This window comes from Chryseobacterium capnotolerans, assembly GCF_021278965.1.
GTDB lineage: Bacteria > Bacteroidota > Bacteroidia > Flavobacteriales > Weeksellaceae > Chryseobacterium > Chryseobacterium capnotolerans.
This window is the reverse complement of the sequence record NZ_CP065589.1, coordinates 2,810,733-2,825,315: the sequence shown is the minus strand read 5'-3', so window position 1 is coordinate 2,825,315 and position 14,583 is coordinate 2,810,733. Positions and strand designations below refer to the sequence as shown.

Here is a 14,583-nt window from a genome sequence, read left to right as displayed (position 1 = left end):
TTTGAATTGTATTTTAAATATATGTTTAATTTTTCGCTTAAGCCCTATATTCACTGATCTTTTCCTGGATTTCCTCAATGATTTTCTCGTCATCAATCGTTGATGGAATCTGAAAATCTTTGCCGTCCAGCAACGTTCTGATGAGCTTTCTTAAGATTTTTCCGGATCGTGTTTTGGGTAATCTTTTGACAACCATTGCGTTTTTTAAAAAAGCTACAGCGCCAATCTTTTCACGAACCATCAGGATAATATCCTTTTCAATATTTTCTTCGGTAATGGTAGTGCCATTTTTTAAAACAACTGTCGCGAAAGGAACCTGGCCTTTTAAGTCATCATCAATTCCTACTACAGCACACTCTGCAACATCAGGATGTGAAGAAACGATCTCTTCCATTTCGGAGGTGGAAAGTCTGTGTCCGGCAACGTTGATAACGTCATCCACTCTCCCGGTAATGAAAATATAACCGTCCTCATCCTGTATGGCTCCGTCTCCAGAAAAATAGTATCCTTTGTATTGTGATAAATAGCTGTTTTCGAATCGGTCATAATCTTTCCAGATCCCTAGCATAGCGCCTGGTGGAAGTGGGAGCTTTATAACGAGATAGCCTTCATGATGCGGATCTAATTCTAATCCGTTTTCATCAAAAATTTTGATATCATACCCTGGAATTGGTTTTCCTGCAGAAGCTCTTTTGATTTTATAATTTTCGTCAAAAGTTAATAATCCAAGCATTGGCCATCCGGATTCTGTCTGCCACCAATGATCGATGGCTGGAACACCAATATGTTCTGCAAACCAATCCAAAGTGGCTACATCACATCGTTCACCGGCAAGGAATTGTTTCCTGAAGTGTGACAGATCGTATTTTTTTACCAACTCGCCATTGGGATCTTCTTTTTTAATTGCTCTGATAGCGGTAGGGGCTGTAAACATCACTGAAACTTTGTATTCTGAGATAATTCTCCAGAAGGTTCCTGCATCAGGAGTCATAATAGGTTTTCCTTCGAAAACAATGGTAGTGTTTCTGTTGAGCAGAGGTCCATAAACGGAGTAACTATGACCAACGGCCCAACCGAAATCGGAGGCTGCCCAATACGTTTCGCCTGGTTCAACACCATACATATATTTCATGGAAAATTTTAATGCTGTAGCATAACCGCCGGTATCACGTACAATCCCTTTAGGTTTTCCTGTGGTTCCGGAAGTATAGAGCAGATAAAGTGGATGAGTAGATTCTACAGGAACACAATCAACAGGAGCAGATTTTTGAACCAATTCTTCATAATCTATAAGGCCATCAAACATTTCATCCTGATTATCTACTAATTTTCTGTTGTAAACAATAATATTATCTACTTTATCCTGTGCCAATTCAATGGCTTTTTCTACCAGTGGGAGATAAGGGATTCTTTTAGCTATTTCTATTCCTGCAGTGGCTGTGATTAAAACCTTAGGTTTACAGTCATCAATTCTTACCACCAGCTCATGAGGGGCAAAACCTCCAAAAACGACATTGTGAATCACCCCAATTCTTGCACAGGCAAGCATCGCAAAAAGAGTTTGCGGAATCATAGGCATGTAAATAACCGCTGTATCTCCTTTTTTAACCCTAAAGAAGCCAATCCGCCTGCCAATTTTGATATTTCTTCTTTGGCCTGATTAAAGGTGTAGATTTTCTTCTGACCTGTTACCGGAGAATCATAAACAATAGCATTCTGATCTCCGAAACCGTCTTCAATATGTTTGTCAATGCACAAATAACACATGTTCAGTTTTCCGTCAGCAAACCATTGTGGATAATCGTTGGTATCTTTTGAAAGAATCTGTTGCGGGAATTCAAACCATTGTATGGCTGAAGCCTGCTCTTTCCAGAACTTTTCTTTGTCTTCTATACTTTGTTTAAATAGAGTATCTGCATTCATAGTAATGTCGTATTAGTGTTTTTTTATTTTGCTCCTGCTATTGCGAGCCGAAGGCGAAGCAATCTCTTGCTGTTCTTAATTTCTCAATCAAGTTTAATGGTTAAGTTATTAAAACATTTCTTCAATCTGCTGCATCAGTTTTTTAATAGAGTAGGGTTTTGTGATGTAGGCATCAGCTCCCATTTCAAGGCCTTTTTCAATATCTCTCGGATTGTTTTTTGCACTTAGAAAGATGACTTTTGTATTCTTCAGGTTTTCATCCTGCTTAATAATATCCAATGTACTGTAGCCGTCAAGATTAGGCATCATGATATCGAGAAGAATTACATCCGGAACCATTGTTTTGAGAAATTCCAGAACTTCTGTTCCGTCTCTGGCAATGTAGACATCATAACCGTTCTTTTTAAAGCTGTATTCCAGCGACATTAATATTTTGTGTTCGTCATCTGCAATGATTATCTTTTTCATAATGGCTTTTTAAAGGTGTTCAACTTCATTTTTAATCTCGTTTATTATGCTGTCAGGAAGGCTGATCGTAAAAGTTACCCCAAGGCCGCTGTTTTCAGCTTTTATACTTCCGTTGTGAGCTTGTATTATTTTCTTTGAAATGGCAAGGCCAAGTCCGCTTCCTGTAGGTTTTAAAATGTTTTGATTTTTGGATTGATAAAACTTGTCAAAAATCATTTCCAGATCCTCTTCCGGGATGTGTTTCCCCGTATTGAAAATGGTAATGATCAATTGATTTTCCCTTTCAAATAGTTTAGTTTGTATCGTTCCCTGTTCATCCGTAAATTTTAAGGCATTTCCCCATATGTTTTGAAGCAATTGAATCATTCTGGCTTCATCATACTCAAATATAACCCGATTCAGAAGATTCACCTCGCTTAAATGGATATTTTTCTGGTGTATCAGATGGAGGAGAGGGTTTAATGCTTTTTTATAGGTTTCAAGAATGTTGTTTTGTAGGATGCTTAATGAGATCTCTCCATGTTGAAGCTTGTCGAGATAAAGAATGTCATTGATAATTTCGCTTAATCGGTCAGACTCTGTAATGATATTATTTAGAAACTCTTGTTTGATTTCAAAAGGAATGTCATCATCATCAGCCAGAATTTCCCCAGCTGAACGGATCGCCGTAATTGGAGTTCTCAACTCATGAGCAACAGAATCCAGGAAGTCATCTTTTTGACGGTCTTTCACAATCAGGCTTTCATTAGCGGTTCTGAGGTCATCTGAAAGCTTCTGTAATTCTTCAGATTGTTCCGTAAGCTTTTTGTTTAAACTGATGTTTTCTTTAGATTCTTCAAGGATATTCAAAACTTCTTTCAAAGATATTTTATCCTCTTTGGTAACGCCTTCAATTAGAATTTTAGCTGAAGCTGTTCCTATTCTTCCTGCGAGAAGGTTTTCGGAAAATTTGATAAATCTAGAATCTGCAGTTTCTGTTTTAGAGTCAATATTATATTTTAAATTAAAAATCCTTAAAGCCTGTTCAGTTTTATTTTTGCCCAAAAATCTTTCCAGGATATTTTGAATATCAGAAATATAGGCAGTTCCTCTCCAGATGAAAGCATTTTCATGATTCTGAATGTATTTGTCGATGTCTACGTAGAGTTCAGCAAAATTTCTTTCACGATAATTTCCTTTGGTGCTTACCGAAATAATAGTAAATAGGCCTGTATTCACCAAGATTGACCAGAAAAAGATTTGAGGAATTCTTGCCAGATAAGGAATGGTGAAGAAGTTGAAAGAATTATACATGTCTCTTAAAACCCCTTTGAATTCCTGGTTGTAGGAGAAGTAATACTGCGGAATAATAAGCCCGAAATAACAGATCGCTAATCCGGCAGTAAGGCCAATTACGGCTCCTTTGTAACTTCCTCTTCTCCAGAATATGGCTCCAAAAAATGCCGGGGCTAATTGTGCAATAATTACAAATGAAATCAATCCTACAGAATCCAGTGAAGTTTTTAAAATAAAATATTTGTAAAAAACAAAAGCCATAATAATCAGAGCAAAAATGCTGAACTTTCTGATATTGGTGATGCTTCTTGTATTTTGTTCTTCATTTTCAGATTTCAATTTCCCAAGCAATCCATAAGGGATAATAAGGTTATTAGAAAGCATGATGGATAAAGTGATGGCAGAAATAATAATCATGGAAATGCATGAGCTTAATCCACCAAGGAAAACCAAAACTGTGATTAAAGTATTGCCAAAATGCTGTGGAATTAAAATAGAGTAAAACTCAGGATTTACTTTCTCACCCTCAAATATTAACCTTCCGCCCCAGGCAATCGGGAAAATAAATACGGTGAAAATCAATAAATAAAGCGGAAAAAACCAGATGGCAGTTCTGATGTGCTTTTCCTGTCTGTTTTCAACGATTGCCGTGTGAAACTGTCGGGGTAATATGCAGATGGCGGTTGCTGAGATCATGCATAAAACCATCCAGTTCATCGCCCCTTCAATACCATTGAATGTGTTTTTTTCTTTAAAATCTTTAAAAAGACAGGCTTTCTGGTAGATATCTGTAAATCCATCGAAGACATAATAGATTACAAAAAAGCCTAGAATAATGATAAAAAATAATTTTAAAAAACTCTCCAGAGCAATGGCTGAAATAATTCCCAGTCGCTTTTCTGAAGCATCTACATATCGGGTTCCATAATACGAAGAAAATAAAGCGATTAAAACGACAACAAATGTCGCATTATCAGTCAGTATATTTTTTGACATCGGCGTTTCTGTTACCAGATGAAAGGTTTCGGATATGGCTTTGATCTGCAGCCCGATATAGGGGACAATAGCAAAAAGGCAGACAATGGTGATAATAGCACTCAGGCTTCTGCTGTTTCCATAGCGTAATGAGATAAAATCTGCAAGACTGCTTATTTTATTAACCCTGGCAATTCTTACAATCCTTGTGTTGATGTAGATCCAGGCAGGAATAATCATGGCAGGACCAATGTAAATCGGTAGATAGTTAAGGCCGCTTGTAGCAGCTACTCCAATGCTTCCATAGTAAGTCCATGCAGTACAATATACGGCCAAAGACAATGCATAAATGTAAGGGTTATTGATCCAGAACTTGCTTCTTTTCTTCTCTGCCAGATGGGCAACTAAGAACAGAAGGGCCAGATAAAACATAACCACAGAAAATAATGCGAAACTATTCATTGTATTTTTTTACAATTACAAAGGAAACTATGATGGAGACCATCCAGACAGCAAACAGGTAAATCAGGATCATAGGATAACCGAAAACAACCTTTTCACTGTTGAAAAGAAGTGAAATAGGGATGCTGAAAGCGATCATTAGTCCGATGCTCAGAATAACCAGTTTTTGTTCGTGTCTCTTTTTCATAAATAATGATGGATAAAAGATAATTGATGAACATTAATCATTCATCAATTATCATTCATCTCTTATTAACTATATTTTGTCGTCAGAATATTCTCCTGTTAAAGCATAATAGCCAAAAACCGCCATTCCGCCTGAGATAATCGGCATCAGCACAAACATAATGATGATTCCGAAAACCAGATCTTCCTGTTTTCCTGAGGTAATCTTTGGAATTCCCATTACCGTAATTCCAAAATATCCCACGATCACTGCAATGGCGATCCAGAGTATGCCTAATATTTTTTTTAGTCCGTTCATTTTAGTAGTTTTAAAATTAATAAAAATTTGAGTGATTCAGTGCCTAATCGTGAAGATTATTGTTCTTATTTTTAAGATAAATTAATCCGATAATCAGACAGACTGCTGCGACTCCAATCGGATACCATAATCCTTCAAGATACCATGTGGCATGGCCGGCTTCTTTTCCCGTAGTTACAAGATAAGTAGCCACTGCAGGAAGAAGCCCTCCAAATACACCATTTCCGATATGGTAAGGTAAAGACATCGATGTATAGCGGATTCTCACCGGGAACATTTCAACAAGGAATGCTGCAATAGGTCCGTAAACCATCGTCACGAATATAACCTGAATGAATACTAGGAAGACCAGATACCATTTTGTACTGTCACTTACTTTTACAGATTGTGAAACTTTAGCTTCTTCAGCTTTGCCGTCTTTCATTACCGGGCCAGTCGGTGACCAGTGAACAATACTGTCTTTTTTGATTAATGTTCCATCTGTGAAAAGTGTTTCTTTATGGAAGGTTACAAGGCTGTCTGTAGCGATATCATTGTGGATTTTAGCGGTTCTTTTTTCTGTGATTCCGCTGGAGGCTACAGTTTTATTTTCAAGACTGACGCTTTTGAACATACTGTCGTAAATAGGTCTGTAAGCTAAAATAGCCACCAGCATTCCTGTCATCATCACCGCTTTTCTTCCTATTTTATCTGATAACCAGCCGAAAAATACAAAGAAAGGAGTTCCTAAGAATAGGGCGGTAGCCATTAAATAATCTACCTGAGTAGAATCAATGTTCATTACTTTCTGCATGAAGCTCATGGCGTAGAACTGTCCTGTGTACCAGATTACCCCTTGTCCCATGGCAGCTCCAAAAAGGGCAAGAAGAACGAATTTAAAGTTGAATTTATTACCAAAGCTCTCTTTTAAAGGATTTTTAGATGTTTTTCCTTCACTTTTCGCTTTTGCAAAAAGAGGAGATTCCTTCATGTTTTTTCTGATGATATAAGAAACTCCTACCATTAGAATTGAGATCCAGAAAGGAACTCTCCAGCCCCAGCCATCAAATTCTTCAGGAGAAAGTGTGCTTTTGGTAATTAAAATAACGATCAGTGAAATGAAAAGTCCTGCTGTGGCAGTGGTTTGAATCCAGGAAGTCCAATAGCCTCTTCGATGAGGTTGTGCGTATTCGGCCACATAGGTTGCCGCGCCTCCGTATTCACCTCCAAGAGCAAGACCCTGTAATAATCTCAGGATTAAAACCAAAACCGGAGCAAGGAACCCGATGGTTTCATAACTCGGGATGCATCCGATAAGGAAAGTGGAGAATCCCATGATGAGTAACGTGACAAGGAAGGTGTATTTTCTTCCGATAATATCACCTAATCTTCCGAAGAATAAAGCTCCAAAAGGTCTTACCACAAATCCTGCTGCAAAAGTAGCTAAAGTAGATAAAAACGCGGCTGTAGGATTGTCCGCCGGGAAAAATTTAGTGGCCAAAACGATGGCCAGGCTTCCAAAAATGTAGAAGTCGTACCATTCTATCAATGTTCCGAGAGATGAGGCTGTGATCACGCTCCAAATGGTGCGGTTCTTCTGCCTGTCGGTCATATTTTCGTAGCTTTCGTGATGATTGTCGCTCATATTGATTAGTTTTTGATGTTAATGGAAAATGGAATAATGAGGCGTTTTATTCTTAATAGAACTTAACTTAACTCATCTTATAATTTTTATAACCTTAGTGTATTCAGATTATAAATAAATCTGGAATTGTACAATGAATTCTCCTTTTGAAGAAGGTTTTTCGGTAGGATTGGTGTAAACAGGTCTTGTTGAGTATTGTGTTGTGATTTTGGCGTGATGCCCATCTATGAACCAGTTGGCTCCAACATCAAATTGATTGGATGATTTATCGAAGGCTTCAAAATTTTTGTGAGTATAAGCTGCAAACGGTTGTATTCTGATTTTTGGCTTTTCTGCCTGACTTGGCAATAGTAAACCGGCTTGGGCATAGATAATATTACCTGTTCCGATGGTTGGCTGTAAATTTCCTGGCCCTGCAATAGCTTTATTGCCTGTGAAATTAGGATCAGATGCCGCAATATTCATGGTTCCCAGGTTTCTTACATAGTTTGGGCCGAAATTGTAATTATAATATCCGGCATAAGCAGAAACTGCCATTTTGTTTTTTGCTTCCCCTAATGGAATATCGGCGAAAGCATCTACTGCAAAAAGAGTAATATCATGTTTTTCTACATTTGAATTCACGGAAGTTCTTGTTCCATCTGCCTGATGGTAAAATCCGGCGCCTACATTGAATACTTTTTTCGTTCCCAAATAAGATCCTACTTTGAAAGGCAGGGTGTTGGATTCCTCATCAAGGAATTGATATTCAACATATCCTGCTTTTGAAAAACTTGGATTTCCGTTATTGTCTACCGCTACAGCTCTTGAAGGATCAGTTACATTAGCTGGAGCAAGATCTGTAGCGAAAGGCTTGTTTAAACTGAAACGATATTCTAGTTTACCGTATTTACCTTTAGCAAACATTCCGATTTGTCTTCCAAACTGATCAGAATTATCAATCAGTGGCCAGGAAAAGACCGGAGAATCTACCGTAAGGAAGTTTAGGGTAGAAGCCATGGTCATACGGGAAAGTCCCATGTAGTAATGAAGTCCGGCCCCTAAAGATAAACTGAATTTTCCTGCTTCTCCAGGTAAAATAACTGCATATTCATTCCATGCATCATGAAAAAACATTTGGGTTTTCTTTTCCATTTCCGTAACCTCCTGTTCCTGAGGTTCCTGAAGCACCGCCGTTGATGAAGGTTTGATTATTAATTCCAAAATGAAGAAGGATCATATATCTCTTAGAGATCTGTGCGTAGGTTAAAGCACGTAATCGCCTGTTTCCCAGGTTCCATGTATTGTCTGTTGGTTCATTTCCAACCATACTTCCAGGGTTCATTTGGCTGTTCCTTAGCCAAAGCTGGTCCCATAAAATAAATCTGATGAATTTGTCTCCTTCAGGATTGAGGTTTATTTTTAACCCACTGCCGTAATCAGGAGAACCCTGCGAATACATAGAACCGCTAATTAAGGCCACTCCAATGAATGTAAGTAATTTCTTCATAAATTATCAATTTTTGGTGTTGTTTTTTGTGAAAGCCAAATTGTAATTAATAATTTATTTACGAAAATTTAATATATATTAGTGGTAATAGTATAGGTATAATTTGTTACGAGATACGAATTTCGAGTTTTGTAATCCGGATTTTTGAATTTGTTTTATTTATAAAACGCTGATAATTAATTGTTTTTTATTGCGCCTCGCATCTCGAACCCCGAACCCCGAACCTTGCATCTACTTCTTAAATCTTTCCCATTTAATCAACATGTACTTGTCCGCAAACTGAGTAATAATAATCCCGGAGTTCTTAATATTCTCTTCCTGTGCTATGTATTCAATTAATTCATTTTGTTTCAGTATTTTATAAACAGGATGAAATTCCGAATGTGGAGGTCTTGTAATATTGTATTTTTTGATCCATGAGCTTATGGTAACATGGGAAACACCAATAATTCTTTCAATTTCACGGTAGCTTAAACCTTCAAGATAAAGCTGTAATGCTTTGGTGACATAATAATCGTCAATCTGTTTTCCTAGTTTTTTAACCGTAAAATAATAGTTGCAGCTTTTGCAGTGAAATCTCTGTTTTTCGTTGATTATACCGCTTTTAACTACCTTGTTTCCTTTGCACTTAGGACATGTGTTTTCCATAACTATATTATTTTAGCAAATATATAATAAATAAGCAAATATATATATTTGAATAAAGATAATTTTACCTGTGTAAATTTTTAAAACAAAAAAAATATCTTTTTAATTTGGTTTTTAAAGAAATTATATTTTAAATTTGCCAAAAAATTTAGATAAATAAATGGAAATAGAAATTTCCTCATGCGAACATCTAATGTATGTGAGTGAAATACAGCAGGAAATGTATGATTCTGCACAGCGTAGAGGAACGGGAATCGCAAAACGTTCCATCGAATATTTGAGTAAGAAGATTTCAGAAGGCAATGCTGTGGTTGCTACTGAAAACGGTGAGTGGGTAGGCTTCTGTTATATAGAGACCTGGTCACATGGGAAATTTGTTGCCAATTCGGGGCTGATTGTATCTCCCAAATTCAGGCATGGTGGAGTAGCTACTCAGATTAAGCATAAAGTTTTCCAGTTATCTAGAGAAAAATATCCTGAAGCAAAGGTATTCGGATTAACAACAGGACTTGCGGTAATGAAAATCAATAGTGATTTAGGATACAAGCCGGTCATTTATTCTGAACTTACTCAGGATGAAGAATTCTGGAGCGGTTGTAAGAACTGTGTGAATTATGAGATTCTAATGAAAAAGGAACGTAAAAACTGCTTATGTACAGCAATGTTATTTGTTCCTGAAAATATAAAAAATAATGAGGCTGTAAATAATCAGCCTGATCATAATAAAGTAAACAGTGTTGTGAATGCACAACCAGAAATTAAATATAGCAATGAACAAGAAAGTCATCTTAGCGTTTAGTGGAGGTTTAGATACTTCCTACTGTGCAAAATATCTTAGTGAAACACTGGGGTATGACGTATATGCAGTTACTGTAAATACCGGAGGTTTTTCCAAAGAAGAAGAAAAAGAGCTGGAGAAAAAAGCTTTAAACCTTGGGGTAAAAGAATACAGGTGCGTAGATGCTCAGGAAGATTATTATAATTCTTGTGTAAAGTATCTGATTTTTGGAAATGTATTGAAAAACAACACATATCCTCTTTCTGTAAGTGCAGAACGTACCATTCAGGCGCAGGAAATTGCAAAATATGCGATTGAAGTAGGAGCAGATGCTATCGCGCATGGAAGTACAGGGGCTGGAAACGACCAGGTTCGTTTTGATCTGATTTTCCAGGTAATGTGCCCGAATATTGAAATCATTACGCCGATCCGTGATATGGCTTTATCCCGTGAAGAAGAAATCGAGTTTTTGAAAAGTCATGGGTATGAAATGGAATTCCATAAAGCACAATATTCAGTGAATAAAGGACTTTGGGGGACTTCTGTAGGTGGAAAAGAGACTTTAACATCAAGAAATTATCTACCGGAAGAAGCCTTTCCATCTCAGGTTCAGGAAACTCAGTCTTCAGAATTGGAAATTGAGTTTAAAAATGGAGAAGTAGTAGCGGTAAATGGAGAAAGCTTTGCTCATTCTGTGTATGCTATTCAAAAAATAGAGCAACTGGCTTCTGCTTACGGAATTGGTCGTGATATCCATGTTGGCGATACCATCGTAGGAATTAAAGGAAGAGTAGGGTTTGAAGCGGCAGCGGCTTCTGTGATTATCAAAGCGCACCATTTATTGGAGAAACATACGCTTTCAAAATATCAGCAAATGATGAAATCCCAGTTGTCTGACTGGTATGGAAACTGGCTTCACGAAGCACTTTTCTTAGATCCGGTAATGAGAAATATTGAATCTTTCTTAACCGATTCTCAGAAAACAGTAAGTGGAAAAGTATTTGTAACGCTTCATCCATATAGATTTATCCTAAATGGAATAGAATCCGATCATGATTTAATGTCTGATAAATTCGGAAGCTATGGAGAAGCTAACAGAGCATGGACGGGAGATGATGTAAAAGGATACACAAAAATTGTAAGCAATTCCTTAAATATATATCACCAGATTAACCAAAATATCAACTAAAGTTCCGAAGGAACGATTTAACAAAAGATAGGATGAAATCCTATCAGCTTGAAAATGAAGAAAACAATAGGAATAGTAGGAGCCAACGGTTATACAGGAAGCGAGTTGATACGTTTGCTGGCTTTCCATCCCCATGTGACATTGAGTTTTTTATATAGTCGTTCGAATTCGGGAACAAGAATTTCGGATCTGTACCCGGATTTAACGACGGTTTGTGAGCAGGTGCTGACAGATCAACCTGAAGAAGTAGATATTCTTTTTCTGTGTCTTCCACATAAGGAAAGCCAGAATTGGTTAACTCAAAATCCGGTTAAAGAAGACACATTAGTTATTGATTTAGGAAATGACTTCCGTTTGGATGGGAATTTTGAAAACAGAAATTTTATCTACGGATTACCGGAAATCAATAAAAAACAACTGTTGAATTCAAAAAGCATTGCGAATCCTGGGTGTTTTGCTACAGCAATTCAGTTGGCATTATTACCATTGGCTGGAAAAGAGGTTTTAGATGAAGTTTTTACAACGGGAATTACAGGTTCTACAGGTGCTGGACAGTCTTTACAGGCAACAACACACTTCACCTGGAGAAATGATAATGTTTCAGCTTACAAAACATTGACTCATCAGCATGTAGATGAAATTTTACAACAGATAGTTTTGTTTAATCATAAAGAAGTCAGCCTGAATTTTGTTCCATGGAGAGGGGATTTTGCAAGAGGGATTTTTACAAGTTCTACAGTGAAAACAGATTTGGGACTTTCTGACATCTATCAATTGTACCAGGATTTTTATGCAGAAGCACCGTTTGTTACGGTAAGTGAAAAAGCAATTGATTTAAAGCAGGTTGTCAATACCAATCGCTGTGTGATCCAGATTGAAAAGAGTGGAAATGTTGCCGTTATTCACTCAGCGATTGACAATTTGTTGAAAGGAGCTTCAGGACAGGCGGTACAAAATATGAATATCGCGATGGGTTGGGAAGAAAATACAGGCTTGAATCTGAAACCGATAGCATTTTAATGCACCCACTGATATTTATGGGAATTCGAAACTCGAATCCCGTATCATTAATCAATTATCATTTATAAAAGACATGAATTTATTCAACGTATATCCATTATTCAACATACATCCAGTTAAAGCTCAGGGATCTTTCCTTTGGGATGATAAAGGCGAAAAATATCTTGACTTCTACGGAGGGCACGCTGTAATCTCTATTGGTCATAATCATCCGCATTATCAGAATAAACTGAAGGAACAGTTAGAGAAGATTTCTTTCTATTCTAACTCGGTTCAAAATGAGTTGCAGGTGGAACTGGCTGATAAACTGGGAAAACTTTCAGGATATGAAGACTACAATCTTTTCCTTTGTAATTCTGGTGCTGAAGCGAATGAAAATGCATTGAAGCTAGCTTCTTTTCATAATGGAAAAAGCAAAGTGCTTTACTTCTCCGGATCGTTTCACGGAAGAACTTCTGCTGCGGTTTCTGTAACAGATAATCCTAAGATTGTTGCTCCGGTAAATTTTTCGGAACGATTCATTAAATCCGAATGGAATGATGTTAAGCAGCTTGAAGAAACTTTTGCAGTACACGGAAATGAAATTTCTTCTGTTATTATTGAAGGAATTCAGGGTGTAGGAGGGATTATGATCCCAACGGCGGAGTTTTTATCTAAAATTAAAGAATTGTGTGATCAATATGATACGGTTTTGATTTTAGATGAAGTACAGTCAGGATATGGAAGAAGCGGATACTTCTTTGCACACCAGGAATTTGGAATTGAGGCAGATATTATCACAACAGCGAAAGGAATGGGAAATGGATTTCCGGTTGGCGGAGTTTTGATTAGTCCTAAATTCCAGGCTAGCAATGGCCTATTGGGAACAACATTTGGTGGGAATCACTTAGCGTGTGTAGCTTCCATTGCTGTTCTTGATGTAATGAAAGATGAAAATCTTATCGAAAATACTCAGCAAATGGGCGAGTATATTGAAAATGAAATTAAAGGTTTACCACATATTAAATCCATCCGAAGGAAAGGGTTGATGATCGGAATAGAACTCGATAGAGACTGTTCCGAAGTAAGGAAAAAGCTTACTGTTCAATCATCACATTTTTACCGGAAACTCAAACGATAAAAGTGTTTTAAGGATTCTTCCGGCACTGAATATCAAAAAAGAGGAAACGGATCTTTTTATCAACGCTCTGAAAGAGGTGTTGGAAAATATGTAAGAGGTATTAAAATCTTTAAAATCAATTCAAATGAAAAAATTCACAGCTGTAAGTGATGTAGAAAACTTACAGGAAATCATAAAAAAAGCTTTAGAAATTAAGGCGAACCCACTTTCAGAAACAAAAAAAGGAAAGGGGAAAACTATAGGACTTGTATTTTTAAACTCAAGCTTAAGAACCCGTTTAAGCAGCCAGATTGCAGCACAAAATCTAGGTTTAAATGTATTAACGTTAAACGCAGCACAGGAAGCATGGAATCTTGAATTCGCAGATGGAGCTGTAATGAATGGAGATACTGTAGAGCATATCAAAGATGCTATTGAGGTTTTAAATCAATATTGTGACATCATTGCGGTACGTTGTTTCGCAGGCATGAAGAGCAAAGAAGACGATGTAAATGAAAGCATTCTAAGCCAGTTTGAGAAGCATGCAAAAGTTCCTGTTATCTCTTTAGAATCAGCAACACGTCATCCTTTGCAAAGTTTGGCAGACTGTATTACGATTACAGAAAACTGGAAAGAAGACCGTAAGCCGAAAGTGGTTTTAACCTGGGCACCACATATCAAGCCAATTGCTCATGCAGTAGGAAATTCCTTTGCAGAATGGATGCAGGAAATGGATGTTGAACTGGTAATTACTAATCCGGAAGGGTATGATTTGGATCCGGCTTTTACAAAAGATACAAAAGTGATTCACAATCAGGAGGAAGCTTTGAAAGATGCAGATTTTATCTATGTGAAAAACTGGTCTTCGTTTAATGATTATGCGGCAATGCCTGAAGTAAAAGATGATTGGATGCTTACCAATGAAAAACTGGCGAATACCAATCAGGCAAAAGTAATGCACTGCCTTCCGGTTCGTCGTAATGTAGAATTAAGCGATGAAGTAATGGATGGAGAAAATTCAATCATCTACCAACAGGCAAAGAACCGTATTTTCTCAGCACAGGCAGTCTTTAGCGAAATTCTAGACAATATAAAATAACATCCAATGAGTCCCAAAGGGACGATTTAACCCAAGATAGGAATAGATTC

General features: G+C 37.2%; 12 protein-coding genes and 2 pseudogenes. 5 read left to right on the top strand and 9 right to left on the bottom strand.

Translation table 11 applies throughout. The features are described 5' to 3' along the window. Window positions 1–37: 37 nt before the first annotated feature. The 9 genes and pseudogenes from H5J24_RS13525 to H5J24_RS13485 form a co-directional block, all read right to left on the bottom strand. Window positions 38–1,923 (bottom strand): annotated as a pseudogene (locus H5J24_RS13525) (AMP-binding protein). Window positions 1,924–2,031: 108 nt separating this feature from the next. Next, entirely contained in the window at window positions 2,032–2,391 is a 360-nt protein-coding gene (locus H5J24_RS13520) for a response regulator transcription factor (RefSeq protein WP_068942743.1), read from the bottom strand. A 9-nt stretch (window positions 2,392–2,400) separates the two neighbouring features. Further along, window positions 2,401–5,103 (bottom strand): ATP-binding protein, encoded by a 2,703-nt coding sequence (locus H5J24_RS13515; RefSeq protein WP_068942744.1) that lies wholly within the window; start codon window positions 5,101–5,103, stop codon window positions 2,401–2,403. Beyond that, the gene (locus H5J24_RS13510; protein ID WP_068942745.1) at window positions 5,096–5,290 is read right to left on the bottom strand and encodes a hypothetical protein; all 195 of its coding nucleotides are present in this window, start codon (window positions 5,288–5,290) and stop codon (window positions 5,096–5,098) included. The genes H5J24_RS13515 and H5J24_RS13510 overlap by 8 nt, the downstream gene beginning before the upstream one ends. A gap of 69 nt (window positions 5,291–5,359) precedes the next feature. After that, window positions 5,360–5,587, bottom strand: coding sequence for a DUF6814 family protein (locus H5J24_RS13505; RefSeq protein WP_068942746.1), 228 nt, complete (start codon window positions 5,585–5,587; stop codon window positions 5,360–5,362). A 43-nt stretch (window positions 5,588–5,630) separates the two neighbouring features. Continuing rightward, window positions 5,631–7,211 carry an MFS transporter gene (locus H5J24_RS13500; RefSeq protein WP_068942747.1) on the bottom strand — a complete coding sequence of 527 codons (1,581 nt, stop codon included), beginning with the start codon at window positions 7,209–7,211 and terminating at the stop codon, window positions 5,631–5,633. 108 nt (window positions 7,212–7,319) lie between these two features. Beyond that, window positions 7,320–8,414, bottom strand: a complete 1,095-nt coding sequence (locus H5J24_RS13495; protein ID WP_232815585.1) for a porin — start codon at window positions 8,412–8,414, stop codon at window positions 7,320–7,322. Next, window positions 8,314–8,700: a hypothetical protein gene (locus tag H5J24_RS13490; RefSeq protein ID WP_232815584.1), complete on the bottom strand. Its 387-nt coding sequence runs from the start codon at window positions 8,698–8,700 to the stop codon at window positions 8,314–8,316. Before H5J24_RS13490 ends, H5J24_RS13495 begins: the two co-directional genes overlap by 101 nt. Window positions 8,701–8,931: 231 nt before the next feature. Beyond that, a complete protein-coding gene (locus H5J24_RS13485; protein ID WP_068942749.1) occupies window positions 8,932–9,348 on the bottom strand; it encodes an IS1/IS1595 family N-terminal zinc-binding domain-containing protein in 417 nt (138 codons plus the stop codon). Between the two features lie 160 nt (window positions 9,349–9,508). Here H5J24_RS13485 and H5J24_RS13480 point away from each other — a divergent pair, with 160 nt between their 5' ends. The 5 genes and pseudogenes from H5J24_RS13480 to H5J24_RS13460 all read left to right on the top strand — a co-directional run bounded on the left by H5J24_RS13480 (window position 9,509) and on the right by H5J24_RS13460 (window position 14,533). Further along, the gene (locus H5J24_RS13480; RefSeq protein ID WP_068942750.1) at window positions 9,509–10,147 is read left to right on the top strand and encodes a GNAT family N-acetyltransferase; all 639 of its coding nucleotides are present in this window, start codon (window positions 9,509–9,511) and stop codon (window positions 10,145–10,147) included. Continuing rightward, complete coding sequence (locus H5J24_RS13475; protein WP_068942751.1) at window positions 10,119–11,315, top strand: argininosuccinate synthase; 1,197 nt, start codon at window positions 10,119–10,121, stop codon at window positions 11,313–11,315. The genes H5J24_RS13480 and H5J24_RS13475 overlap by 29 nt, the downstream gene beginning before the upstream one ends. 54 nt (window positions 11,316–11,369) lie before the next feature. Next, window positions 11,370–12,335, top strand: coding sequence for an N-acetyl-gamma-glutamyl-phosphate reductase (gene argC / locus H5J24_RS13470; RefSeq protein ID WP_082811148.1), 966 nt, complete (start codon window positions 11,370–11,372; stop codon window positions 12,333–12,335). 73 nt (window positions 12,336–12,408) lie between these two features. Further along, window positions 12,409–13,549: pseudogene (locus H5J24_RS13465) on the top strand (aspartate aminotransferase family protein). A gap of 30 nt (window positions 13,550–13,579) precedes the next feature. Then, the gene (locus H5J24_RS13460; RefSeq protein ID WP_068942754.1) at window positions 13,580–14,533 is read left to right on the top strand and encodes an N-acetylornithine carbamoyltransferase; all 954 of its coding nucleotides are present in this window, start codon (window positions 13,580–13,582) and stop codon (window positions 14,531–14,533) included. The last annotated feature ends 50 nt before the right edge of the window (window positions 14,534–14,583 follow it).